Annotated in this window: 24 protein-coding genes, 1 pseudogene and 1 riboswitch; of the genes and pseudogenes, 14 read left to right on the forward strand and 11 right to left on the reverse strand. The window is 74.3% G+C overall.

What is annotated here, in order from left to right:
• Positions 1-157: 157 nt before the first annotated feature.
• The 4 genes from amrb99_RS46135 to amrb99_RS46150 all read right to left on the reverse strand — a co-directional run bounded on the left by amrb99_RS46135 (position 158) and on the right by amrb99_RS46150 (position 3322).
• A complete protein-coding gene (locus amrb99_RS46135; protein ID WP_190868438.1) occupies positions 158-835 on the reverse strand; it encodes a DUF4328 domain-containing protein in 678 nt (225 codons plus the stop codon).
• A 120-nt stretch (positions 836-955) separates the two neighbouring features.
• Positions 956-1288, reverse strand: a complete 333-nt coding sequence (locus amrb99_RS46140; protein ID WP_347257147.1) for a hypothetical protein — start codon at positions 1286-1288, stop codon at positions 956-958.
• Between the two features lie 92 nt (positions 1289-1380).
• Complete coding sequence (locus amrb99_RS46145; RefSeq protein WP_190868439.1) at positions 1381-2028, reverse strand: response regulator; 648 nt, start codon at positions 2026-2028, stop codon at positions 1381-1383.
• Between the two features lie 49 nt (positions 2029-2077).
• Positions 2078-3322: a histidine kinase gene (locus tag amrb99_RS46150; protein WP_347257148.1), complete on the reverse strand. Its 1245-nt coding sequence runs from the start codon at positions 3320-3322 to the stop codon at positions 2078-2080.
• A gap of 120 nt (positions 3323-3442) precedes the next feature.
• On the opposite strand from amrb99_RS46150, the gene amrb99_RS46155 reads away from it, so the two are divergent.
• From amrb99_RS46155 to amrb99_RS46175, 5 genes are all read left to right on the forward strand, one after another.
• Complete coding sequence (locus amrb99_RS46155; RefSeq protein WP_190868440.1) at positions 3443-3676, forward strand: hypothetical protein; 234 nt, start codon at positions 3443-3445, stop codon at positions 3674-3676.
• Entirely contained in the window at positions 3673-4380 is a 708-nt protein-coding gene (locus amrb99_RS46160) for an ATP-binding cassette domain-containing protein (protein ID WP_190868441.1), read from the forward strand. The genes amrb99_RS46155 and amrb99_RS46160 overlap by 4 nt, the downstream gene beginning before the upstream one ends.
• On the forward strand, positions 4380-6356 hold the full coding sequence (locus amrb99_RS46165) for an FtsX-like permease family protein (protein ID WP_190868442.1): 1977 nt from the start codon (positions 4380-4382) through the stop codon (positions 6354-6356). Before amrb99_RS46160 ends, amrb99_RS46165 begins: the two co-directional genes overlap by 1 nt.
• A gap of 185 nt (positions 6357-6541) precedes the next feature.
• Positions 6542-6772, forward strand: coding sequence for a hypothetical protein (locus tag amrb99_RS46170; protein ID WP_190868443.1), 231 nt, complete (start codon positions 6542-6544; stop codon positions 6770-6772).
• A gap of 226 nt (positions 6773-6998) precedes the next feature.
• Complete coding sequence (locus amrb99_RS46175; protein ID WP_190868444.1) at positions 6999-7805, forward strand: methyltransferase domain-containing protein; 807 nt, start codon at positions 6999-7001, stop codon at positions 7803-7805.
• Positions 7806-7846: 41 nt separating this feature from the next.
• Here the strand turns inward: amrb99_RS46175 and amrb99_RS46180 are convergent, their stop codons facing one another.
• Entirely contained in the window at positions 7847-8428 is a 582-nt protein-coding gene (locus tag amrb99_RS46180) for a TetR/AcrR family transcriptional regulator (RefSeq protein WP_190868445.1), read from the reverse strand.
• 171 nt (positions 8429-8599) lie between these two features.
• Between amrb99_RS46180 and amrb99_RS46185 the strand changes: the two are divergent.
• Positions 8600-9763: pseudogene (locus tag amrb99_RS46185) on the forward strand (MFS transporter); the annotation flags it as partial.
• Between the two features lie 158 nt (positions 9764-9921).
• On the opposite strand, the gene amrb99_RS46190 reads toward amrb99_RS46185, so the two are convergent.
• The 5 genes from amrb99_RS46190 to amrb99_RS46210 all read right to left on the reverse strand — a co-directional run bounded on the left by amrb99_RS46190 (position 9922) and on the right by amrb99_RS46210 (position 15047).
• The gene (locus amrb99_RS46190; protein WP_190868447.1) at positions 9922-10785 is read right to left on the reverse strand and encodes a hypothetical protein; all 864 of its coding nucleotides are present in this window, start codon (positions 10783-10785) and stop codon (positions 9922-9924) included.
• An 87-nt stretch (positions 10786-10872) separates the two neighbouring features.
• On the reverse strand, positions 10873-12528 hold the full coding sequence (locus amrb99_RS46195) for an acetolactate synthase large subunit (RefSeq protein ID WP_190868448.1): 1656 nt from the start codon (positions 12526-12528) through the stop codon (positions 10873-10875).
• Positions 12529-12791: 263 nt separating this feature from the next.
• On the reverse strand, positions 12792-13811 hold the full coding sequence (locus tag amrb99_RS46200; RefSeq protein WP_190868449.1) for an LLM class F420-dependent oxidoreductase: 1020 nt from the start codon (positions 13809-13811) through the stop codon (positions 12792-12794).
• 196 nt (positions 13812-14007) lie between these two features.
• On the reverse strand, positions 14008-14208 hold the full coding sequence (locus amrb99_RS46205; RefSeq protein WP_190868450.1) for a DUF397 domain-containing protein: 201 nt from the start codon (positions 14206-14208) through the stop codon (positions 14008-14010).
• On the reverse strand, positions 14205-15047 hold the full coding sequence (locus amrb99_RS46210) for a helix-turn-helix transcriptional regulator (RefSeq protein ID WP_190868451.1): 843 nt from the start codon (positions 15045-15047) through the stop codon (positions 14205-14207). The genes amrb99_RS46205 and amrb99_RS46210 overlap by 4 nt, the downstream gene beginning before the upstream one ends.
• 193 nt (positions 15048-15240) lie before the next feature.
• Here amrb99_RS46210 and amrb99_RS46215 point away from each other — a divergent pair, with 193 nt between their 5' ends.
• Positions 15241-15987, forward strand: coding sequence for an ATP-binding protein (locus tag amrb99_RS46215; RefSeq protein WP_347257149.1), 747 nt, complete (start codon positions 15241-15243; stop codon positions 15985-15987).
• Here amrb99_RS46215 and amrb99_RS46220 read toward each other — a convergent pair.
• The gene (locus amrb99_RS46220; protein WP_190868452.1) at positions 15898-16677 is read right to left on the reverse strand and encodes a TetR/AcrR family transcriptional regulator; all 780 of its coding nucleotides are present in this window, start codon (positions 16675-16677) and stop codon (positions 15898-15900) included. The genes amrb99_RS46215 and amrb99_RS46220 overlap by 90 nt on opposite strands.
• A 116-nt stretch (positions 16678-16793) precedes the next feature.
• Positions 16794-16917: riboswitch (cobalamin riboswitch) on the forward strand.
• Between the two features lie 56 nt (positions 16918-16973).
• Between amrb99_RS46220 and amrb99_RS46225 the strand changes: the two genes are divergently transcribed.
• From amrb99_RS46225 to amrb99_RS46255, 7 genes are all read left to right on the forward strand, one after another.
• Positions 16974-19028, forward strand: a complete 2055-nt coding sequence (locus amrb99_RS46225) for a putative cobaltochelatase (RefSeq protein ID WP_347257150.1) — start codon at positions 16974-16976, stop codon at positions 19026-19028.
• A 108-nt stretch (positions 19029-19136) separates the two neighbouring features.
• Entirely contained in the window at positions 19137-19751 is a 615-nt protein-coding gene (gene cobO / locus amrb99_RS46230; RefSeq protein WP_190868453.1) for a cob(I)yrinic acid a,c-diamide adenosyltransferase, read from the forward strand.
• Positions 19745-21115, forward strand: coding sequence for a cobyrinate a,c-diamide synthase (locus tag amrb99_RS46235; protein ID WP_347257151.1), 1371 nt, complete (start codon positions 19745-19747; stop codon positions 21113-21115). Before cobO ends, amrb99_RS46235 begins: the two co-directional genes overlap by 7 nt.
• 32 nt (positions 21116-21147) lie before the next feature.
• Positions 21148-21723 carry a GNAT family N-acetyltransferase gene (locus amrb99_RS46240; RefSeq protein ID WP_190868455.1) on the forward strand — a complete coding sequence of 192 codons (576 nt, stop codon included), beginning with the start codon at positions 21148-21150 and terminating at the stop codon, positions 21721-21723.
• Between the two features lie 85 nt (positions 21724-21808).
• Positions 21809-22309 (forward strand): hypothetical protein, encoded by a 501-nt coding sequence (locus tag amrb99_RS46245; protein ID WP_190868456.1) that lies wholly within the window; start codon positions 21809-21811, stop codon positions 22307-22309.
• Between the two features lie 2 nt (positions 22310-22311).
• A complete protein-coding gene (locus amrb99_RS46250; protein ID WP_190868457.1) occupies positions 22312-23310 on the forward strand; it encodes a hypothetical protein in 999 nt (332 codons plus the stop codon).
• Positions 23307-23671: cobalamin biosynthesis protein (locus tag amrb99_RS46255; RefSeq protein ID WP_190868458.1), on the forward strand; the 365-nt coding region annotated here is incomplete at its 3' end. The genes amrb99_RS46250 and amrb99_RS46255, both read left to right, overlap by 4 nt.

Below are 23671 nucleotides of genomic sequence, written 5' to 3' on the forward strand. Positions count from 1 at the left end.
ACCAGCAGACGACGGCCGTGGACGGTCAACCGTGCATTAGCGTGGCTCATGAAGACCTCCGAGACGGGTGAAGACGGCTATCTCCACCGCACTCGGAGGTCTTCGCTTTGATCAACCACCAGCCCCGGCGTGTCACCAACCTCACGGCCGAGTACAGCTAGTCGCTCTTCACCTGGAGGCGGGTGATCTGGAAGACGGTGGCCATGCACAGCGCGGCGGCGAGCGCCTGGAACGCGGACGCGGCGACGCCCACGTGCACGTCGAACCGAGCGTCGGCGAGCGTGTCGACGCTGCCGTGCCCGAACATCCGGGCGAGCAGCAGGGCGACCAGCGCGCACGCCCACCAGCCGGCCACGACGAGGCCCGCCGCGTGCCGCTCCGTCGTCCGGTACCGGCCGCTGTTCACCCACACCTCGTAGACCATGCGCGGCGGCAGCCACAGGTTCACCACCGGGCAGAACCAGCCGAACAGCACCCACGCGCGGTGATGCCGGTGCGGCCCCGGCGACTGCCCGTACGCGCGCCACAGCCACGCCAGGTACAGCATCCCGGTGACCGCCGCCATGATCGCGCCGATCAGGAACACGTCCTGGTACGGCGCGAGGGCCTTGTCCGTCACGGACGCGTTGTAGGTGTCATGGGTCGCGTCGTGCAGCGGGCGCGCCATCCGCAGCAGGCTGATCCCCGACCCGAGCGAGACGAACGCGTCGAAGCCCAGCAGCATGAACACCGCCACCCCGACGGCGCGGAAGTCGCGGCGCCGCGCCCAGGCCCCGCATGCCGGGCACCGGGCGACCTCGGACGGGATGATGTCGCCGCATAGCGCACACGGCATGGTTCTCACCTCCGAGGGGCCTTTTTTACCGTTCGCTGCTTCGGATACTACGTATCTTTGACCGCCTTGGACCCGGAAGGGTTCGCGCTCTTCCAGGGGATCTTCAGGAGCGGCCCGCCGCTACCGGCCGAGGACGAGGCGTCCCGTCACATACGTCACGGCGGCGGTCACCAGCAGCCACGCGGCCAGCCGCCGCAGGCCGCCACCGGCCACGAGCCGGGCCGGCCGGAACCCCGTCACCGCCGCCAGCGACCACCACTCCGCGGCCAGCGCGATCGTCGCGTACAGCGACCCGTAGCCGAGCACCGCGAACGTCAGGACGACGCCCGCCGGGGTGACGGTGTGCGCGAACAGCGCCGGGCCCCGCTCCCGGCCGCGCAGCCCGCGGCGCAGCCCCGCGAGGACCACGCCCCAGCCGGCCGCGCACAGGATCCAGATGACCACCACGGTCACGGGGATGCCGTCGATCGACTCCGGTGCCAGTGCCGTTCCCCCGTGCTCCTCCGATGTGCGCGCCGCGGCGCCGTGCCGCCGTCCGGAAGCCGCTAGGCCATCAGGCCAGACTCCCACGCCCACGCGGCGACCTCGACCCGGTTCCGCGCGCCCAGCTTGCGGTGCACGCTGCCGAGGTGCGTCTTCACCGTGGACAGCGACACGAACAGCTCCCCGGCGATCTCCTCGTTCGTGCGGCCGCGCGCGACGAGCCGGATCACCTCCAGCTCCCGCTCCGTCGGCTGCTCGCGGGGCGGCGCGGGCGCGGCGGGCGGGCGCGCCAGGTTCTCCAGCAGCCGGACGGTGATCGACGGCGACACCAGCGCCTCCCCGTTCGCCGCCGCCCGCACCGCCTCGACCAGCAGCGCCGGCCCGCTGTCCTTGAGCAGGAACCCGACCGCGCCGCCGCGCAGCGCCCCGTACACGTACTCGTCCATGTCGAACGTCGTGACGATCACCACCCGCGGCGGGTCCGCCACGTCGGGGCCCGCGACGAGCCGGGTCGCCTCCAGGCCGTCCATCCTCGGCATCCGGATGTCGAACAGGCACACGTCCGGGCGGAGCCGCCGGGCCAGCGCCACGGCCGCGGCGCCGTCGGCCGCCTCCCCGACCACCTCCATGTCGGGCTGCGAGTCGACGATCATCCGGAACCCGGTCCGGACCATCTCCTGGTCGTCGGCGATCAGTACGCGGATGGTCACGGGATCATTTTGCCTTGCTCTCGGCGCCGGGCGGCCGGGCGGCCGCGGGTCACTCCTTCGCGGCGGCGGGGAGGAGCGCGACGACCTCCCAGCCGCCCTCCGGGCGGGGGCCGGCGCGCAGGCGGCCGCCGAGCGCGTCCACCCGCTCGGACAGCCCGGCCAGCCCGAACCCCGAGGACGGCAGCCGCCGGCCCCGGCCCTGCCCGTCGTCGCGGACGCTCACCTCGACCGACCCGCCGGCCGCCCGCGCGACCGCGACCCGGACGGACGCGGCGTCCGCGGCGTGCTTGCGGACGTTGGTCAGCGACTCCTGCACCACCCGGTGCACCGAGGCGGCGACCTCGGGCGGCAGCGGGCCGAGGTCGGGCGCGAGCGCGAGGGTGGCGGGCGGGTCGGCGAACCCGGCGACCAGGTCGCGGAGCCGGCCGAGGTCGCCGACCGGCCGGGTCGCCGCCTCACCCGCCGCCCCGCCCGCCGTGCCCGCCGCGCCCGCCGTCGTGCCCGCGGCGCCGAACGCCTCGCCGTCGGCGGCGCCGGTGTGCTGCGCGTCCCGCAGCAGCCCCACCATCTGCCGCATCGACGTCAGCGCCTCGGTGCCCGCCTTCTCGATCCCGGCGAACATGGTGTCGAGCCGCTCGGGCGACTGCGCGGCGCCCGACCGCGCCGCGAACCGCGCGGCCTGCGCCTGGACGACGATGCCGGTCACGTGGTGGGCGACGAAGTCGTGCAGGTCGCGGGCCAGTTCCAGCCGCTCGTCGCGGCGCGCCGCCGCGAGCGACCGGGCCCGGCGGGCGTCCACCGCGCGCAGGTAGAGCCCGACGCCGAGGGCGACCGCGACCGTGATGCCGAGCGGCGCCGTGAACACCAGCGCGGCGACCGGCGACCAGCGCAGCGGGACGGCCAGCACCGCCGCGCCGAGCAGCACCGCGAGCGGTACGAGCCGGTCCCGGGGCGCCTTCCAGACCACCCGCGCGATGACGATGAGCAGCCCGCCGATCTCGGCGAACACGCCGGGGTTGCTGTGGTGCAGGTCGACGGCGGTGCTGACGTAGAAGGTGCCGAGCAGGGACAGCGCGCCCGCGTCGACCGCCGCGCGGATCCGCCACCGGCCCGGGGCGAGGGCCGCCGCGTTGGCCGCCGCGGCGAACGCGATCAGCCAGATCTGCGGCAGCTCGTGGTGGACCGCGATCAGCCCGGCCAGCAGGTACAGCGAGGCGAAACCGCCGTACGCGATGCGCATGAGGCACCCGCCCACCGAGTGGACGCGGTCCAGCCCCGTTCCCGTATCGCTCACGATTATGCAGGTTACGACCCGGAGCGGATCCTGGGATCGGCCGTTCGGCCGATGGGCTGCCGCCGGGGACCGGACCTGTGCCCGATGTGCGCGCGCCCCCGCCGCGCGCACGCTGGAGCCATGGAACTGATCTACACCCCCCTCATCGTCGTGTTCGCCGTCTTCGTGATCTACGGCGGGCTGGTGATCCCCGTCCGGGAGATCGTCGAGTCGATCCGGGACCGGCGCTCCCGGGGCCCGTCGGACCGCGGCGAGCCCGGCCCCGACGCCGGATCCGACGCCGGAGCCGGCTCGGCGTCCGGTGGCGTCATCGAGCTGCGGTCGGCCGGGGAGCGGCGGAGGGCCGCCGCGTGAGCGAGCCCCGTCCCCTCGCCAGGCCGGAGCCGGTCCTGGCGGGCCGCGGCCTGGTCAAGCGGTTCGGCGCCGCCGTCGCGCTGGACGGCGTCGACCTCGCGGTCGGCCGCGCCGAGGCCGTCGCGATCATGGGTCCGAGCGGGTCCGGCAAGTCCACCCTGCTGCACTGCCTCGCCGGGATCATGCGCCCGGACGCGGGGGAGGTGCACCTGCTCGGGCAGCGCATCGACGCGCTCGGCGAGCGCCGCCGCAGCGCGCTGCGCCGCACCCGGTTCGGGTTCGTGTTCCAGTTCGGGCAGCTGCTCCCCGAGCTGCCCGCCGAGGAGAACGTCGCGCTCCCGCTCATGCTGAACGGCACGCCGCGCCGCGAGGCCGTCAAGGCCGCCCGGAGCTGGCTCGGCCCGCTCGGGCTCGCCGGGATGGAAGGCCGGCGGCCGGGCGAATTGTCCGGCGGGCAGGCGCAGCGGGTCGCGATCGCCCGCGCGCTGGCACCGCGCCCGGCGGTCGTCTTCGCCGACGAGCCGACCGGCGCGCTCGACCAGGCCACCGGCCACGAGACGATGCGGCTGCTGACCGAGGCGACCCGGCACAACGACGCGTCGCTGGTCGTCGTGACGCACGACCCGTCCGTGGCGCGCTGGTGCGACCGGACGGTGCAGGTCCGCGACGGCCGCGTCCAGCAGCCGGTCCCCGGGGCGGTGTGATGCCCGGCACCCTGGACCTCGCCTGGCGGTTGCTGCGCGGCGGGGGCCGCCGCAACCTGCTCGGCTCCGGGCTCACCCTCGCCGCGGTGGCCGTCTCGACGGGCCTGCTGCTGTTCGCGGTGACGGCCAACCTCGCGTTCGCGCAGCGCACCCATGCCGACTCGTGGCGGCACCCCGGCAAGGCGGACGCGGACCCCGTGATGATCGAGGCGCTCGCGACCGACCACGTCCGCGGCGAGCCGATCACCGTCGTGGACCTGGCGGCGCTGAAGCCGGACGCGCCCGCGCCGCCCGGTATGCCGCGCTTCCCGAGGCCGGGGGAGACGTGGACCTCGCCCGCCCTCGCCCGGCTGCTGAAGGACCTGCCGTCCGACCAGCTCGCCGGCCGGTTCCCCGCCCGCGCCGGGACCCTCGGACGGGACGCGCTCGTCCATCCGGGCGAGCTCGTCGCCGTGGTCGGCCACGCCCCCGGCGACCCCGCGATGACGGCGGACCGCGACGGCCTGTCGGGTGTGGAGGGCACCGCCGCGCCCACCCGGATCGCCCGCTACTCCACCGGCGCCACCGCGTTCTCCGGCGTCTACCAGGCGCTCGTCGCGATCGCGTCGGTGCTGATGGTCGTGCCGCTGCTGGTGTTCGGCGGTGCCGCCGCCCGGCTGACCGTCGCGCGCCGCGACCGGCGGCTCGCCGCGCTGCGGCTGGTCGGCGCCACCCCGGGGCAGGTCGTCGCGATCACCACCGCGGAGGCCGTGCTCACCGCGGCGGCGGGCGCGCTGGCAGGGACCGCCCTGTACGCGGCGGCGATCCCGGCGCTCACCCGCATCACCATCGCGGGCGGCGGCTGGTACGCCTCCGACCTGTGGCCGGGCCTCCCCGTCGCCGGGGCGGTGCTCGCGGCGGTGCCCGTCCTCGTCGGTGTCAGCGCGGTCGCCGGGCTGCGCCGCGTCGTGGTGAGCCCGCTCGGCGTCGCCCGGCGCGAGACACCGCCCGCCCTGCGCGCCCTCCGGTTGCTGCTGCTCGGCGCGGTCGTGGTCGCGTTCGGCGCGACGAGCGGCGGGCTCACCGGCCTCGGCCGGCTCGGCCTGGTGATCATGCTGGCGTTCCTGGTGCTGGCGTTCCTCGCGATCAACCTCGCCGGGCCGTGGGTGGTCGCGCTGATCGGCCGGATCACGGTCGGCCTCGCGCGGAGCCCGGCGCGGCTGCTGGCCGGGCGCCGGCTGATGGACGACCCGCGCTCGGCCTGGCGGACGGTCGCCGGCGTCGCGCTGACCGGGTTCGTCGCCGGGTTCCTCGCCCTTCTCGGCGGGGCGTCGTCCGGGACGAAGGCGTCCGGCGAACTGCGGTTGAACGTCCCGCCCGGCCGCGCGGCCGCCGTCGCCGAGCAGGTCAAGGGCAGGCTGGACGGGACCGGCGCGGGCGTCGCGGTGCGGCCGCCCGCCGCCGGGGGCCCCGCGGCGGACACCGCCGTCGTGGCGATCACCGTGCGCGGCGGTGCGGCCGCCGTCGACCGGGCCCGCACGGCGCTCACCGCGGCCGTTCCCGGCCACGTCGCCACCACCCCCGCCGACGAGGAGCGGAGCCGGGACCAGTTGCTCGCCGACCTGAGGACGGGGGCGCTCACCGTGCTGGCCGTGTCGTTCCTCATCGCGATCACCAGCGCGGGCATCACCGGCGCGTCGGCCGTGCTGGACCGGCGGCAGGCCTACGCGATGCTGCGCCTCGCGGGCACCCCGCTGCGGGTGCTGGACCGGGCGCGGCGGCAGGAGACGCTCATCCCGCTCGTGGTGATGGGCGGCGGCTCGCTGGCGACCGGGCTGTTCTTCGCCTCGCCGTTCGCGATCGGGTTCGGCGCGTCCGGGGCGGTGACGCTCACCGCCTTCGTGGCGCTGGGGTTCGGCGGGATCGCCGGCGCGAGCGCGCTGAGCCGGCCGCTGCTCCGCTCGGTCACGACCGACCCCGCGCCCACCCCCGACTAGCCGAATATCTGTTCGAGAAATGTCCGAGGGGGGCTCTAGGTTGGGATGTGACTTAGGGGACAACCTGGGGCGATTGGGAACAGCCGCCGAACCGAGTGGCTTGTGCCTACGTACCTAGGGGTATGTGACAACCGGTGGCCGTCGCACAGGCGCGGGGCCGCCGGGTCAAGGAAGGGGTGTTGGCAGTGAGCGAAGCGACCGGCACATTCCATCTCACCCACCCGCGGCTGGACGGGCCCGCCGAGCGGACCGTCGTGCAGCCGTGGCTCACCGAACTCACCCACGCGACGCTGAACGCCTACGCCGAGGTTCCGCCGGCGCTGGCCGTGATCGAACCCCTGCCCGCCCCGGTGCCCGTCCCGGCGGTCCCCGCCGCGCGGCGCGTCGCCGGCCGGCGCATCGCCCTGGCCGCATGACGAGAAGGCGGCCCGACGAGCGGTGCGGCCTCACGAGCAAAGCCGCGTGACGGGCGAGGCGGCCTGACGGCGGGCGCCTGACGAACCGGCTCCGAAAGGGGGCCGAGGCATCGTGCCTCGGCCCCCTTTCGCATGTCCGCGCGCTGTCGTCTCATATCATGAGATTCAGTTCTCAAAATCTGAGAAGTCGGCGTAGGCTGCGGGCATCGACAGAGAGGTGATTGCGATGTCCGCGAACGCGACCTACACCCACGGCCACCACGCGACCGTGCTGAGCGCGCACCAGTGGCGCACCGTCGAGAACTCCGCCGCGTACCTGGTCCCGCACCTGCGCGCCGGGCTCTCGGTGCTGGACGTCGGCTGCGGCCCGGGCACCATCACCGCCGGCATGGCCGAACTGGTCGCGCCCGGACGCGTCGTCGCCACCGACGCCGCCGAGGTCGTCCTGGCCGAGGCGCGCCGCAACGTCGAGGCCAAGGGCGCGACCAACGTCGAGTTCGCCGTCGCCGACGTCCACGACCTGGACTTCCCCGACGACACCTTCGACGTCGTCCACGCCCACCAGGTCCTGCAGCACATCGCCGACCCCGTCCAGGCCCTGGCCGAGATGCGCCGGGTCGCCAAGCCCGGCGGGATCGTCGCCGCCCGCGAGGCCGACTTCGGCACCATGATCTGGTACCCGGAACCCGAGGCCATGGCCCCCTGGCTGCCCATCTACTACAAGGTGGCGCGCGGCAACGGCGGCGAGCCCGAGGCCGGACGCCGGCTGGTCTCCTGGGCGCGGCGGGCCGGGTTCACCGACGTCACCGCGTCCGCGTCGGCCTGGTGCTACGCCACCCCGGAGGAGCGCGAGTGGTGGAGCGAGTCGTGGGGCGGCCGGATGCGGGACTCGTCCGTCGCGGACAAGGCCGTCGCCGCCGGCCACGCCACCCGCGAGGAACTGCAGCGCATCTATCAAGGCTGGAAGGAGTGGGCCGCCGCCGAGGACGGCTGGTACTCCGTCACGCACGGCGAGATCGTCTGCCGCGCCTGATCCGCGTCCGGGACGCGGCGCCGGGGGCGGCCGCGTCCCGGTCAGGACCGCCCGTCGAGGAACTCCTCGGCCAGCCGCCGGGCGAACCGGGCGTCGGTGCCCGGGATCGAGAAGACGACCCGGAAGTACAGCGGCGCCACCACCCGGTCGATGATCTCCTCGACCGGCGGCGGGTCGGCCTCGCCGCCCGCGCGGGCTGCGGCGACGATCGCCTCCAGGGCGTCGTCGACCTGCCGCAGGCATTCGCGCAGGCCCGCCTTGCGCTCGTCGAGGTCGTCCGCGACCTCCGCGCGGAAGAACGCGATGCCGCCGGGACGCGACAGATGCGCCAGGTCCCACTCGGCGTACGCCGCGAGGTCGGCGCGCAGGTCGCCGGTCGGCGGCGGAGGCGAGTCGGCGTCCAGCTCCTTGGCGGCCACGTCGGCCAGCAGCGCGGGCACGGTGCCCCAGCGCCGGTAGACCGTCGTCGGGTTGACGCCCGCGCGCGCCGCGACCAGCGGGATCGTGACACGGTCGGCGCCGCGCTCGCAGATCAGCTCGGTGACCGCGCGGTGCACCGCGTCCCGGACGCGGGCGCTGCGCCCGCCGGGCCGCGCCGACGCGGGACGGGTGGCGGTGGTCATGACGTCAGGTTAACGCAATATTCTTTGCTTTAGAGCCGGGAGGCGGGTACGGTCTCTTAAAGCCAATAACTTTGCTTTAGGAGTTCGCCGTGACCACCGCCCTCCCGGCCGCCGAACCCGCCGCGCGCCCGCCGCGCCCGCCGGCTTCCCCGCGCCGCCGCCTTCTGGACCCTCGCCGCCACCCTCCTCGCCTTCATGGCCGCGGCCGCGGCACCGTCCCCCCTCTACGTCGTCTACCAGGCCGAATGGAAGTTCTCGGCGACCACGCTCACCGTCGTCTTCGCCGTCTACGCCCTCGCGCTGCTGGCCGCGCTCGTCACCGTCGGCGCCCTCTCCGACCACATCGGCCGCCGCCCCGTGCTCGCCGCCGCGCTGGTCGCCCAGGTCGCCGCGATGCTGATGTTCGTCTCCGCGGACGGCGTCGGCTGGCTCATCGCCGCCCGCATCCTGCAGGGCCTCGCGACCGGCACCGCCACCGGCGCGATCAGCGCGGGCCTCGTCGACCTGCAGCCCCCGCACGACCAGCGCCTCGCCTCCCTCGTCAACAGCGCCACCCCCGGCATCGGCCTCGGCGCCGGCGCCCTCGGCTCCGGCCTGCTCGTCCAGTACGCGCCCGCGCCGACCACCCTCGTCTACTGGCTGCTCGCCGCGCTGTGCGCCCTCGCCGTCGCCGGCATCGTGCTCATGCCGGAGACGTCCGCCCGCCGCCCCGGCGCCCTCGCGTCGCTGCGCCCCCAGATCAGCGTCCCCCGCGGCGCCCGCGGCACGTTCCTGCTGATCGTCCCCAGCCTGATCGCCACCTGGGGCGTCGTCGGCCTCTACATGTCGCTCGGCCCGTCGCTCGCCGCCGGCGTCCTCGGCGTCCGCAGCCACCTCGTCGGCGGCCTGGTCGTCTTCGCGCTGATGGCCGCGAGCGCCACCGCCGTCATCGCGACCGGCGCCCGCCGCCCCCGCCCCATGATGATCGGCGGCTCCGTCGTCCTCGCGGCCGGTCTCGCCCTCACCCTCGCCGCGCTGGCCGCCGCGTCCACACCGCTGTTCTTCACCGCCACCGTGATCTCCGGCCTCGGCTTCGGCGCCGCGTTCCTCGGCGCCTTCCGCATCGCCGCGTCCCTCGCCGAACCGGCCCGCCGCGCCGCCCTGTTCGCGACCGTCTACACCCTCAGCTACCTCGCGTTCAGCCTCCCCGCGATCGCCGCCGGCTTCGCCACCACGCACATCGGCCTGCGCGACACCGCCGACATCTACGGCGGCGCGGTGATCGTCCTGGCCCTCCTCGCCGCCGCCGGCCTCCTCCTCACCCGCTCCACCCCCGAGAACCCCCCGCAGAGTTGATCACCTGCCCGGTGATCCACCGCCCTCGTCCGACACCAGCCACTCCCCATCGTCAGCCGCCCCCACCACGCGAACCAGCCCCGCCCAACAGGACGGGGCCGGATTCGCGTCAATCGAAGAGGCCGCCCCCGGCTCGACGGCAGGGGCGGCCGGGGGCGTCAGTCGAAGAGTTCCTTGGCGTGGTCGATGACCACGGCTCGCCGGACCCAGCGCTTGAGTTGGTCGATGTCGGTGCAGCCGGTGACCTTGTCGCGGATGTCGTTCGGGACGGTGATGCCTCGTGTCTCCAGCACCGACAGCACCGCGTCGGCCTCGCCTTCGGCTCGGCCCTCGGCTCGGCCTTCGGCGATGTGGGTCTTGGCGAAGTCTGACTGCCACTCGTAGCCGGCGGTCTTCACAGTGTCCTCCAGGAGCTTGCGGGCAGCGTCGGAGAGCAGCGTCCTCAGGTAGTCATGGTACAGAGGGCCGGTGTCTCCGGTGAGCGTGTCGATGGCCGCCGCGACGGCGCTGACCACGGCGGATGCGTGCGGGCCGTCGGCGTGCGCGGGGGCGCTGAGGACGGCGAGTTCGGGCATGCGGGCGGCTTCGTCGGGGTCGGTGATCGGGGGGAGCATGCCGGGGTGGACGGTCAGGGGTTCGAGCACCCAGCGGGGATGGCCCATGTCGATGGGGGCGGCGCATCTGCGGGCGCTGTTCTCGTCCGGGCAGAGGACGAGCAGCGTCGCCCCGCATTTGTGGCGTAGCCGGAGCAGGGCGATGTAGGCGGGCCAGCTGTACCGTTTGCCGTCGTCGAACCGCTGCTGCGACTCGACGATGACGCCGTGGGTGCGCTTGTCGCGGGTGTCGAACAGGACGGTGGCGTCGCATCGGAGCTCGGCCGGGCTCAGATCCGCGAAGGACTCGGACGTGATGCTGGGCTCGCCGAGGATGTCCAGGCCGAAGACGGTCCGCAGGATGGTCGGGACGAGCTGGGGCCGGTTGCGGACCATCTCCAGCGGCAGCTCGTGTGCGCTTGTGGGCATGGAGCACAAGCTAAGGGTAATCGAACGGTCACGCCGCGTTCATGGTCTCGAATGGTCATTCGAGACCATGAACGCGGCGGCGGGTGATCAGAACGGGCCGGTCAGATCGCCCAGCTTGTCGGTCAGCTGCAGGTTGTGGGAGTAGTCCACCGGGACGGTGATGACGGACACGGTGTCCTCAGCGAGGGCCTTGCGGAGGGTGGGGAGGAGCTCGGCGGCGGATTCCACCCGGTAGCCGCGGGCGCCGAAGCTCTCGGCGTACTTCACGAAGTCGGGGTTGCCGAACTTGATGTGGGAGCTGGTGCCCATGTCGAGGTCCATCTTCCACTCGATCAGGCCGTAGGCGGAGTCGTCCCAGATCAGGACGGTGATCGGGATGTTCTCGCGGACGGCGGTCTCCAGTTCCTGGGAGTTCATCAGGAACGCGCCGTCGCCGGTGGCGGCGAGGACCCTGCGGTCGGGGTGGGCGAGCTTGGCGGCGATGGCGCCGGGGACGGCGAAGCCCATGGACGACAGGCCGTTGGAGACGAGGAGCGTGTTCGGCTCGTACGTCGGGTACATGCGGGCCATCCACATCTTCACCGCGCCGGTGTCGGCGAGGACGATGTCGGCGCGGCCCATCGCGGAGCGGACGTCGGCGACGATGCGGCGGGGCGAGAGCGGGAAGCCGTCCTCGGTGGCGCCCTCGGCGAGCTCGTCGCGCATCATCCGGCGGATCTTCTCGCCGGTGCCGTTGACGTCCCAGCGGCGGTGGACGCTGTCGGCGAGGGCGCGCAGGGAGCGGGAGATGTCGCCCTGGATGCCGACGGTGACGGGGTAGTGGTCGTCGACCTCGGCGGGCGACTGGTGGATGTGGATGATCTTCTTGTCGGCGTTCGGGTTGATCTTGACGGGGTCGAACTCCTGGAGCTCGTAGCCGACGGCGATGAGGACGTCCGCCTCGTCGAAGCCGAAGTTCACGTAGTCGTGGCGCATGAAGCCGACGGCGCCGAGGGCGTTGCGGTGGTCGTCGGGGAAGACGCCCTTGCCGTTGAAGGTGGTGGCGACGGGCAGGCCGAGGCGCTCGGAGAAGTGGATCAGCGCGTCGCTCGCGCGGTCGCGGGTGGCGCCGTGGCCGGCGAGGACGATCGGCTGCCGGGCGAGGGCGATCACGTCGGCGGCGCGGGCGATCTGGGACGGCGACGGCTCCTGCGGCCGGACGATGTTGACCGGCAGCGGCTTGAGCGCGTCCGAGACCTTCGCGGACTCGACGTCCTCGGGGATGGCGAGGTAGACGGCGCCGGGACGCTCGGTCTGCGCGGTCTTGAACGCCTTGCGGACCATCTCCGGCAGCGCCTCGGCGGTCGGGGCCAGCTCGGACCACTTGGTGATGGGGCGGAACAGCGACACCAGGTCGACGATCTGGTGCGACTCCTTGTAGATGCGGTCGAGGCCGACCTGCGCGGAGATCGCGACGACGGGGGTGCTGTTGGTGGTGGCGTCCGCGACGCCGAGCTGCAGGTTGATCGCGCCGGGGCCGAGGGTGGCGGAGGCGACGCCGGCCTTGCCGGTGAGGCGGCCGTAGATCTCGGCCATGAACGCGGCGCCCTGCTCGTGGCGGACGAGGATGTAGCGGATGGGGGAGTCGTTCAGGGCGTGGACGAAGTGGATGTTCTCCTCGCCGGGTATGCCGAAGACGTATTCGACGCCCTCCGCCTCGAGGGTTCTCACGAGCAGCCGGGCGGCGTCTTCCTGCGTGGACATCGTGTGTCCCATCTCCAGTCTCTGATCTCCGGGTGCCTTCGGTGCAGCACCCGGTTCGCCGCCTCCATTCCACCGCGTCGTGTGTGATCGGTTACGGGCGACCCACCCCGAAATGGGGAGGGGCGGCCCGGCCTGAACCGGACCGCCCCTCCCCATGCCCCGGTCACTCGGGGTGGTCTGATCACGAACGTAGAACCCGCGCCTCGACGGCGGGAACTTTCCGTTACGTAATAATTCTGGGCGAAAAGGTACGAACCTCTTGCTCAGCCGTCGACCATCTCCCTGATCGCGCGGAGCGTCGGCTCGTCCTTCACCCCGGCGATCAGCACGGTGCTGACCGGGCTGTCGCGCCACAGCTGGAGCCGCTCCTTGATCCGGCCGAGGGGGCCGAGCAGCGAGATCGAGTCGGCGAGGTCGTCGGGGACGGCCTTGATCGCCTCGTCGCGGCGGCCGTCGAGGAACAGCTTCTGGACGCGCTTGGCCTGCTCCGCGTAGCCGAGCCGGCCGATGAGGTCGAGGTGGAAGTTGCGGTCCTTGGCGCCCATCCCGCCGATGTAGAACGCGAGGGGGATCTTGGCGAACTCCAGCGCGGACGCCAGGTCGTCGGTGACGATCGTGGTGACGGTCGCGGCGATCTCGAAGCCGTCCGGGCGGTTCGCCAGCGACGCGCCGAACACCGGCTCGATCTGCTCGGGGTCGACGAACAGCGGCAGCCAGCCCTGTGCGACCTCGGTGGACAGCGCGACGTTCTTCGGCCCCTCGGCGCCGAGGTAGACGGGGATCTCCGGCCGGACGGGGTGGACGATCGACTTCAGCGGCTTGCCGAGGCCGGCGCCGCCCGGGTACGGCAGCGGGTAGTGCGGGCCCTTGCTGGTGACCGGCTCCTCGCGCCGCCAGACCTGCCGGACGATGTCGAGGTACTCGCGGGTGCGGGCGAGTGGCTTGGGGAACGGCTGCCCGTACCAGCCCTCCACGACCTGCGGGCCGGACGCGCCGAGGCCGAGGATCACGCGCCCGCCGGACAGTGCGTCGAGGGTGAGCGCGTGCATCGCGGTGGCGGCGGGCGTGCGCGCCGACATCTGGACGACGGCGGTGCCGAGCTTGATCCGGGACGTGCGGGCCGCGTACCAGGCGAGCGGGGTGAACGCGTCGGAGCCGTAGGCCTCGGCGGTGAAGACCGAGTCGTATCCGCAGCGCTCGGCGGCCAGCACCGTCTCGGTCTGGTCGTCGGGGTGCTGCTGCCAGTAGCCGACGTTGATGCCGAGCTTGAGTTCCGCGGTCACGATGCCATCCTCCGGGTCGCCGGGGCCGCGTCGCCGGGTCGGCGCCGCACGGGCGATACTAGAACACGTTCTACTTTCCAGGGAAGGGCGGGGTCACCGCCCCGGTCCCGGTTCCGTCCCCGGCATGGGCGCGGTACGGCGTGCGGGCACGGCGAAGGGCCGCGGCGACGTGCGCCGCGGCCCTCCGGAATCGTGCTCAGACCTCCCGGATGGAGTCGAGGAGGGTCTGCCAGGCGTCCGGCGTCAGCACCAGGGCCGGTCCGCCGGGGTCCTTCGAATCGCGAACAGCGCGCAGATCGCTGGAGAGGGGGGCCACCTCGACGCACTGGTCGCCGCTCCCGCTGTGGGAGGACGTGCGCCAGGTGGCTCCGTTGAGTTCGCGCTGCAGGTTGGTCACAGGCTGCTCCTTGCTGCCTCGGCTATGAGGTGCGCGGATTCCTCGGGGGACAAGGCGGCCGCCTCGATCCGATCGAAGCGGTCCCTATGTTTTGCTATTGCCTCGCTGCTCTCAAGGTAAACGTCGCCCATGGTCCCCTCTACGTAGGCGATATCGGGGTCTGCGGGGTCCGGATACGACAAAATGGTGAAACGTCCGTCAAGGCCCGCATGTCCCCCCTGGGCGAACGGGAGGACCTGAACGGTCACCGTCGGGCGTTTCACGGCCTCCACCAGGGACTCCAGCTGGGCGCGCATCACCTCGCGGCCGCCGATGGGCCGGCGCAGCACCGCCTCGTCGAAGATCACCTGGAGCCGGGGCGCGCTCTCGCGGTCGAGCAGCGCCTGGCGGATCTTGCGGGCCGCGATGCGGCGCTCGATGTCCTCCTGCGCGGGCAGCAGCCGGCCGGCCGTGATGACGGCGCGGGAGTACTCCTCGGTCTGCAGCAGCCCGTGGATGAGCTGCGGGTCCCAGGTGCGGATGTGCGACGCCTCGTCCTCCAGCGCGACGTAGCTGCCCGCGAAGACGTCCTGGTAGGCGGTCCACCAGCCGCGCTGCCCCGCCTGCCTGGCCAGCGTGATCAGCGCGTCGCGGTCGGGGCTCGGAACGCCGTACAGGTCGAGGATGTCGGCGATGTCGCCGGGGCGCGGCCGGGTCTGGCTGGTCTCCAGCCGGGAGACGGTGGCCCGGGACCAGTCGAGGCGGTCCGCCACCTCCTGCAGGGTGAGTCCCTGCTCCTCGCGCAGCTTGCGGAGCTCCCGCGCCAGACGGCGGCCACGAACGGTGGGGCGGTAGGTCATGGGAGCGAAGTCTCGCCGCTCTCGGGCCGCGCCACAACGCGATTGGCGAACCCGGCACGAAGGGCAGGGCAATTCCATCAAGGCGCTTGCGAACGTGAGAATCTCACGAGAGTCTTGAATGCGTGACTGCTCGGGGACCGATAGTGACGGCGACCGGACCGCGCTCCCGGCAGGCGGCCCGCGGGAGGCACTCGTGAAGACCCCGCCTGAGACCACCGACGCGAGCCAGCGCGCGCCGCGGCGCACCGCCGGGCCGCGCGCCGGGCACGACCGGTCGGCCGCCCCGGCCGCCGACCCCGCGGCGCCGCCCGGCGCCCCCTCCGACCAGGCGGCCGACCTCGCCGCGGACATGATGACCGACGCCGCCGCCATGGCCGACGCGATGGCCGCCGGGGGCGCGCGCGGGCCGGGCGGCGCCAGGCCGGGCTGGGTGTGGGCGCTCCCCGGCGGCCCCGGCTGCGCGAGCCACGCCCGCCGCGTGCTGCGCGACGCGCTCGCCTCGCTCGGCGTGCGGGACGAGGCGATCGGCGACGCGCAGCTGATGGTGAGCGAGCTGGCCACCAACGCGCACCAGCACGCCGGCGACCACGGCCCGCACGAGCTGTGGCTCTACCTGGGCGACCCGCCCGGCGCCGAGCCCCGCCCGTCCGGCGCCCCGGCGAGCCCGGGTGCCCTGGCCGGTCCCGGCCTCGCGGGCGCTCCGGTCGGTGCCGAGGTGCGGTGCGCCGTCTTCGACGCCTACGTCGACGCGTCGCTGCCCGGCTACTCGTGGACGTCCGGGGACTGCGGGCGCGGTCTCAGCATCGTCCGCGAGCTGTCGCGGGGCCGCTGGGGCATGCTGCGGACGCTGTCACGGCTCGGCCCGGGCGTCCGCGGCAAGGCCGTCTGGTTCGCCGTCCCGGTGCGCGGCGGCGTGAAGCAGCCGGTCCCCGGTCTCTAGGCGCCCCCCGCCCGCGTCCTGGGCCTCCAGCGCGGGGGCGATGTCGGTGACCATCGACAGCAGCGACCTGGTCAGCAGCGTCTGCACCTGCGCGCGGTCGAGGGTCCGCTCCTGGAGCCACTGCCGCGTCGCCGCGTCCGCGAGCCCGGAGTAGACGCGCAGGACGGCCCGCAGCGTGCCGGTCGGCGCGGGCACCCGCAGGACGGCGAGCATGTGCTCGACCGTCCGGTCGCGGAACCGGTTGACGAGGTGGAGCAGCTCGGGGTCCTGCCCGAAGCCCTCCGCGTCCAGCGCCGCGAACCAGGTGGTGGCGTTCCGCTCGGCGGTGTCGAGGAACAGGTTCACGCACAGCTCGACCGTCTCAGGCAGCGTCATCCGCTCGTCCGGGGGCGGCGCCTGCACCGCCGCGGTGGCCGTGAGGCCCTGGACGACCTTGAGGAACAGCTCCCGCTTGGTCCCGAAGTAGTAGTGGATGAGCCCGCGCTGGACGCCGGCCTCGCGGGCGATCGCCGCGGTGGCCACCTCCGCGTACGGCAGCTCGGTGAACATGCGGCGCGCGACGTCGAGGATCTGGTCGCGCCGCTCGTCGCGCGGCAGGCGCTGGTAGCGGGCCTTCGGGCTCCTGGTGTCGCCCGGGTGCGGCGTCGCGGCTCCGGCGGCCTCGCCGCGCGGGGCTGCGCGTCGCTCCATACCGACCAGTAGACCATCTCATTGGCGTATCGCCAACATTGACCGGCACTCCGCCGATAGATGGCCGGGTCGAGCGCGTCCGGCCGGTGTGCGATCCTGGGCGGGCGACGGACGCGGAGGAACCCGGTGCGAATCCGGGGCTGTCCCGCAACTGTGACCAGGGGAGCCCCCCTCGACACGGCCACGGCACGCGGTGCTGGAAGGCCGAGGGGGAGCGGTGATCCGGGAGCCAGGAGACTCCGGCCGTCGGACAGGCACCGCCACGGGCGTGGACACCCGAGGAAGGATGACGAGACGTGCGACCTGCGTCGGCGCCGGACACCGGCCGGCCGGAGAGGCGCGCCCGCGCGCGCTACCCCTTCTCCGCCGTCGTCGGAATGGCCGATCTGAAGCTCGCCCTGCTGATCAACGCGGTGTCGCCGGGCGTCGGCGGCGTGCTGGTCCGCGGCGAGAAGGGCACCGCCAAGTCGACGATCGTGCGCGCGCTGGCCGGGCTGCTGCCCCCGGTGCCGGCCGTGCCGGGCTGCCGGTTCTCCTGCGACCCGGACGATCCCGACCCGGCGTGCCCCGACGGCCCGCACACCCCCGGCGAGGCGGGGACGCGGGACGCGCGGCTGGTCGAGCTGCCGGTGGGCGCGTCCGAGGACCGGCTCACCGGATCGCTGGACATCGAGCGCGCGCTGACCGAGGGCGTGAAGGCGTTCGAGCCGGGCCTGCTCGCGGCCGCGCACCGCGGCGTCCTGTACGTCGACGAGGTCAACCTGCTCCATGACCACCTGGTCGACCTGCTGCTGGACGCGGCGGCCATGGGCGAGTCGTACGTCGAGCGCGAGGGCGTCTCCGTCCGGCACGCGGCGCGGTTCCTGCTGGTGGGGACGATGAACCCGGAGGAGGGCGAGCTGCGCCCGCAGCTGCTGGACCGGTTCGGGCTGACCATCGAGGTCGCCGCGACCCGCGACCCGGCCGAGCGCGCCGAGGTCGTCCGGCGGCGGCTGCGGTTCGAGGACGACCCGGACGGCTTCGCGGCGGCCTTCGCCGCGGACGAGGCGGACCTGGCCCGGCGGATCGCCGCCGCCCGCCGCCGGCTGCCCGGCGTGGAGCTGACCGACGCCGCGCTCCGCCAGATCACCGCCGTGTGCGCGTCGTTCGAGGTGGACGGCCTGCGCGCCGACCTGGTGACGGCGCGGGCCGCGATCGCCCTGGCCGCCTGGCACGGCCGCGACGCGGTGACGGCCGACGACGTCCGGACGGCGGCGCGGCTCGCGCTGCCGCACCGGCGCCGCCGCGACCCGTTCGACGCGCCCGGCCTGGACCGGCAGAAGCTCGACGAGGTGCTCGAAGAGCACGGCGACGAGCCGGAGCCGCCCGACGACCCGGGACCTCCCGGCGACGGCCCGGACGGTCCGGACGGCCCGGACGGGGGAGGCGGCGGCCTTCCCGACGGCTCCGGGCAGGACGCGCCCGTCCCGCCGCCGGCCGGCCCGCCCCCGGAGGAGACGCCGCAGTCCGGGGAGAGCGGCGGCCCGGGGCGGTCGGGCGAGAGCGAGCCCGCGCCGGCGGACGCCGCCTACAAGCCGCGTCTCTTCACCGTCCCCGGGCTGGGCGAAGGCGCGCCGGGACGGCGTTCCAAGGCGCGCAGCCCGTACGGACGCGTGTCAGGCGCACGGCCGGGCGCGCGCGGGCTGCACCTGACGGCGACGCTGCGCGCGGCGGCACCGCACCAGCGCGCGCGGGGACGCACCGGTTCCGGTCTGGTCGTCCAACCCGAAGACCTGCGCGAAGCGGTTCGCGACGGACGGGAGGGCAACCTCGTCCTGTTCGTCGTCGACGCCAGCGGTTCGATGGCGGCGCGCAAGCGGATGCGCGCGGTGAAGGGCGCCGTCCTCAGCCTCCTCCTCGACGCCTACCAGCGGCGCGACAAGGTCGGCCTCATCACCTTCCGGGGACGGGACGCCGACCTGGCGCTGCCGCCCACGTCGTCGGTGGAGGCCGGGGCGCGCCGCCTCGACGCGCTGCCGACCGGGGGCCGCACCCCGCTGTCCGCCGGGCTGGCGCGGGCCGCCGAGGTGCTGCGGGTCGAGCGGCTGCGCGACCCGGCCCGCCGCCCGCTGCTGGTCGTGGTGACCGACGGCCGCGCCACCCACGGCCCCGACCCGTCGGCGGCGGCCGGGCTGCTCGCCGGCGTCGCGTCGGTGGTCGTCGACTGCGAGTCCGGGCCGGTGCGGCTCGGCCTCGCCGCCGCGCTCGGCGCCCGGCTCGGCGCCGAGGTCGTCCGGCTCGACCGCCTCGCCGCCGACGCGCTCGCCGGGGTCGTCCGCGACGCGCGCGGCGGCGCGCGGAACGTCGCCTGACCGCCGCAGAAGACCTCGCGTGACCGCTGGAGAAGACCTCCCGTGACCGCCGGGGAATCCGCATGACCGCCGGGGAAACCGCCGCCGACCCAGGAAGCAGGGGCTGAGATGCCGCAGGGCAAGCCGGAGTACGTGCCGGACGACGGGCTCACCACCAGGCAGCGCCGCAACCGGCCGCTGGTGATGGTGCACACCGGACCGGGCAAGGGGAAGTCGACGGCCGCGTTCGGGCTCGCGCTGCGGGCCTGGAACCAGGGCTGGCCGATCGGGGTGTTCCAGTTCGTCAAGTCGGCGAAGTGGCGGATCGGCGAGGAGAACGCGCTGCTCGCGCTCGGCCGCCTGCACGAGCGGACCGGCGAAGGGGGGCCGGTGTCCTGGAACAAGATGGGCGAGGGCTGGTCGTGGATCCAGCGGCCCGGCACCGAGGCCGACCACGAGGCCGACGCCCGCGAGGGCTGGGAGCAGATCAAGCGCGACCTGGCCGCCGAGAAGTACCGCCTCTACGTGCTGGACGAGTTCACCTATCCGATGAAGTGGGGCTGGGTCGACGTCGAGGACGTCGTCGCCGCGCTGGCGGACCGGCCCGGCAACCAGCATGTGGTGATCACCGGCCGGGACGCCGACCCGCGGCTGATCGAGGCCGCCGACCTGGTCACGGAGATGGCCAAGGTGCGGCACCCGATGGACGGCGGCCAGAAGGGGCAGAAGGGCATCGAGTGGTGAGCGTCCCGCGGCTCGTCGTCGCGGCGCCCTCGTCGGGCAGCGGCAAGACGACCGTGGCGACCGGGCTGATGGCCGCGCTCGCGATGCGCGGCCTGCGGGTCTCGCCGCACAAGGTGGGTCCGGACTACATCGACCCCGGCTACCACGCGCTCGCGACGGGCCGTCCCGGCCGGAACCTCGACCCCTGGCTGACGTCCGAGGACCTCGTCGTGCCGCTGTTCCTGCACGGCGCGCGGGACGCGGACATCGCGGTCGTCGAAGGCGTCATGGGCCTGTACGACGGCGCCGCCGGTCTCGGGCCGTCCGACTCGGCCGGGGGAGGGGACTACGCGTCCACGGCGCACGTCGCGACGCTCCTGGCCGCGCCGGTCGTGCTGGTCGTGGACGCGTCCGCCGCCGCCGGGAGGTCCGTGGCGGCGCTCGTCCACGGGTTCCGGTCGTTCGGGACGGTCCGCGTCGGCGGCGTCGTCCTGAACCGGCTCGGTTCCGACGGCCACGAGCGCATGTGCCGCGCGGCCGTCGAGGAGCTCGGGCTGCCCGTCCTGGGCGCGCTGCGCCGCAGCGACGACGCCGCGACGCCGTCCCGGCACCTCGGCCTGATCCCGGCCGCCGAACGCAGCGCGGAGGCGGTGGATACCGTCCGGCGGCTGGGCGAGCTGGTCGCGGCGTCGTGCGACCTCGACGCCCTGCTCGCGCTCGCCCGGGAGGCGCTGGAACTGGACGCCGCGCCCTGGGACCCGGCCGACGCCGTGCCGGAGAAGCACCCCGGACGCCCTCGGATCGCGGTGGCGGGCGGCCCCGCCTTCACGTTCGGCTACGCGGAGAACGAGGAACTGCTCGAAGCGGCGGGCGCGGAGGTCGTCCGGTTCGATCCGCTGCAGGACGCGGGCCTGCCGGAAGGGACGCGCGGAGTCGTCGTCGGGGGCGGGTTCCCCGAGGTGTACGCGGCGCAGCTGTCGTCCAACGAGCCGCTGCGCGAGGAACTGGCCGCGTTCGCCGACGCGTCCCGGCCCGTGTACGCCGAGTGCGCCGGACTCCTCTACCTCGCGGAGGAACTCGACGGCGCGCCCATGTGCGGTGTGCTGAATGGCGCCAGAGCGGCCATGGCCCCGCGGCTGACGCTGGGTTATCGTGCCGCGGTGGCGGTGGCCGACTCGGTCGTCGCGCGCGCGGGCGAACGGGTGCACGGGCACGAGTTCCACCGCACGGTGACGGACCCCGAACGCGGGGAGACCGCCGCCTGGCAGTGGTCCGCGTCCGGCCCGGTCGGGTTCGTGCGGGGCGACTGCGTCGCGTCCTACCTCCACGTGCACTGGGCCGGATCGCCCTGGTTCGCCAGCCGGATGGTCGCGGCCTGCCTGTGACGGTCCCGCCTGCGGGCGGGGAGGGGAGCGGTGTGGACGTCTTCACCGGGGACGTGCGCCTGGAGGCCGGGCGCCTCGTCCTGCGCCCGTTCGGGCTCGACGACGCCCCCGACCTGATCGAGGTGATCCGCGCCGGCGAGGACTTCCTCCCGCCGAACTTCCCGGACGCGCTGGAGGCCGAGCCCCTCGCCTGGTTCCTGCGCGAAGGCGTCCACAAGGTGCACCGCTTCGGCCTCGGCATCCACCTGGCGGTGACCGACCGCGAGACGGGCGGACTCATCGGCACCATCGGGCTCTTCAAAGTGGACTGGGCGCAACTGACCTGCGAGGTCGGATACGGGGTGCGGGCAAGCGCGCGCGGGCGCGGGTACGCGACCGAGGCCCTCACGCTCGTCTCGAACTGGGCGCTGCGGGACTGCGGGCTGTTCCGGGTCGAGCTGCGCGCCCTGACCACGAACCACGCCTCGATCCGGGTCGCCGAGAAGGCTGGCTACCTGCGCGAAGGGGTGGCGCGGGGCGCGGAACGCGACGCCGACGGCGTCAACCGGGACATGTTCGTCTTCAGCCGCATCGCGCCCGATCTCCGGCAAGGTGGTCCGGCATGCTGACCGATCCGGGGCCGCGCGGCGCGCCGCGTCCCGGGCCGGGCGCGGCCTCCGCGAGGCTCGACGCCCACGACCAGGAGGGACGGGCATGACCGGGACACAGGCGACGGAAGCGCCGGCGGTACGGCGGACGCTGGTGATGCACGGCGCGGACGCGGCGGACACCGCCCGCCGCATGCTGCCGCAACTGCCGGAGGACTGCTTCGTCCCCGCCGGCCGCGACGCGCTGCGGACCGCGGTCGGGGAGGGGCTCGCGCAGGTCGTGCTGGTCTCCGGCGTGGACGAGCAGGCCGCGATCGCGGGCGGCGTTCCCGCGCTGGCCGCGATCACCGCGGACATGGACGGCGGCCCGGCGCTGGCGGCCGAGGTCGAGGCGGCCGGGACGCCGCGCCGCGCCTACGAGCTGTGGGAGGCCGCCGGACGGCTCGGCCCGTGCGGCCGGGAGCTGTGCCGCCGCACAGCCGGGGAGCTGGAACGTCTCGCCGCCGAGGCGGCCGGGTCGGCCGAGAGCCCGGTGGCGGCGCAGGTCGTGCTGGTCGACGCGAAGGGAGAGCGCATGGTGGGGATGTTCGGGCGGATGGCGCGGTAGCCGTGCTCACGGTCAGCGGCCGCGACGGCGCGCCGCGCTCCGGGACGGCGCTTGCGGCACGGGCGTTCGCGCTGGCGGGCGTGTCCCGGGACGACGCGCTCGTCGTGTCCGCCGCAGAGTTCCGGCGCGCGGTGAACGTCTGCCGTGCGCACCCCAAGGTGGCCGTCCTGACCGCCCCCGGCGCGGGGCCCGCCGAGCTGGGGCGCGCGCTGTTCCCGCAGACGCCGCGCTCGTTCGTCGTGTGCGAGGACGTGGACGGGCCCTCCCAGCGCGTCGTCCACGTCCGTCCGGCGGAGGCGACCACGCGGCCGTGGCACAAGCCGGACGTGGTCCTCGTACTGGACAACCGGCGAGCGGTGGACACGCCCACATGGATCGCGGGTCCTGCTCTAAGGGAACCGGTCTGGGCGCTGGCTCAGGACGTCTTCGGTGGGGAACCGGCTCTGACACCCGAGGCGCGTGCGTTCGCCTTGGCCAAACTGGGGCCCCGCATAGGGGACATGGTGTGGGACATCGGTTCGGGCGACGGCTCGGTGGCGATCGAGTGCGCCCGGTTCGGCGCGGCGGCCGTCGCCCTCGACCGCGACGACTCCGTCTGCGTCCGGCTGCGGGAGAACGTCCGCAGGCACGGCGTCCGGGTCGCGGTGTCCCGGGGCGAGATCGGCACGGTCGTGGACCACCTGCCCGTTCCCGACGCCGTCTTCCTGGCGGACCCGTCCCCGGAGGCGCTCGCGACCTGCGCCGCGCAGGCCCGGTACCGCCTCGTCGCCACGGCACCGGCCGGGGCCGTCCCCGCGCTCATGGACGTCGTCGCAGGCCACGGCTTCATAACGCACGCCACCACCCTCCAGACGATCCCGCTCTCCGGCGACGCGGAGCCGCCGTCCCCGATCACCCTCCTCTGGGCCGAACGCCCCGCCCCGGTCGCCGGAGCGCCCGCCGCGAAGCGGATCAGGGGCATCGAGACGCTCCCGCCCCCGCCCGGACGCTCGGTCCTGTGACGCTGGTCATCGGGGTGGGCGCGTCCAGCCGGGCGGACGCGCGCGAGATCGGCGCGCTGATCGGCGCCGTGCTGGCCCGCGACGACCTGCGCGGCGAGGACGTCGCGTGCCTGGCGACCGTGGAGGCCCGCGCGGGCGCGGGCGGTGTCCGCGATGCCGCCGAAATGCTCGGATTTCACCTCGTCGCCTACTCTGTGGGCGTGCTGGCGCAGGTGGCGGTGCCGAACCCGGCGGAGGGCGTACGGGCCCGGACCGGGACGGCGAGCGTGGCCGAGGCGGCGGCCCTGCACGGGGCCCGCGCGCTCGGCGGCGGCGCCCGCCTCGTCGTGGCGAAGCGCGCGACCGCGCGCGCCACGGCGGC

The sequence above is a fragment of the Actinomadura sp. RB99 genome (assembly GCF_014706005.1).
Classification (GTDB): Bacteria; Actinomycetota; Actinomycetes; order Streptosporangiales; family Streptosporangiaceae; genus Spirillospora.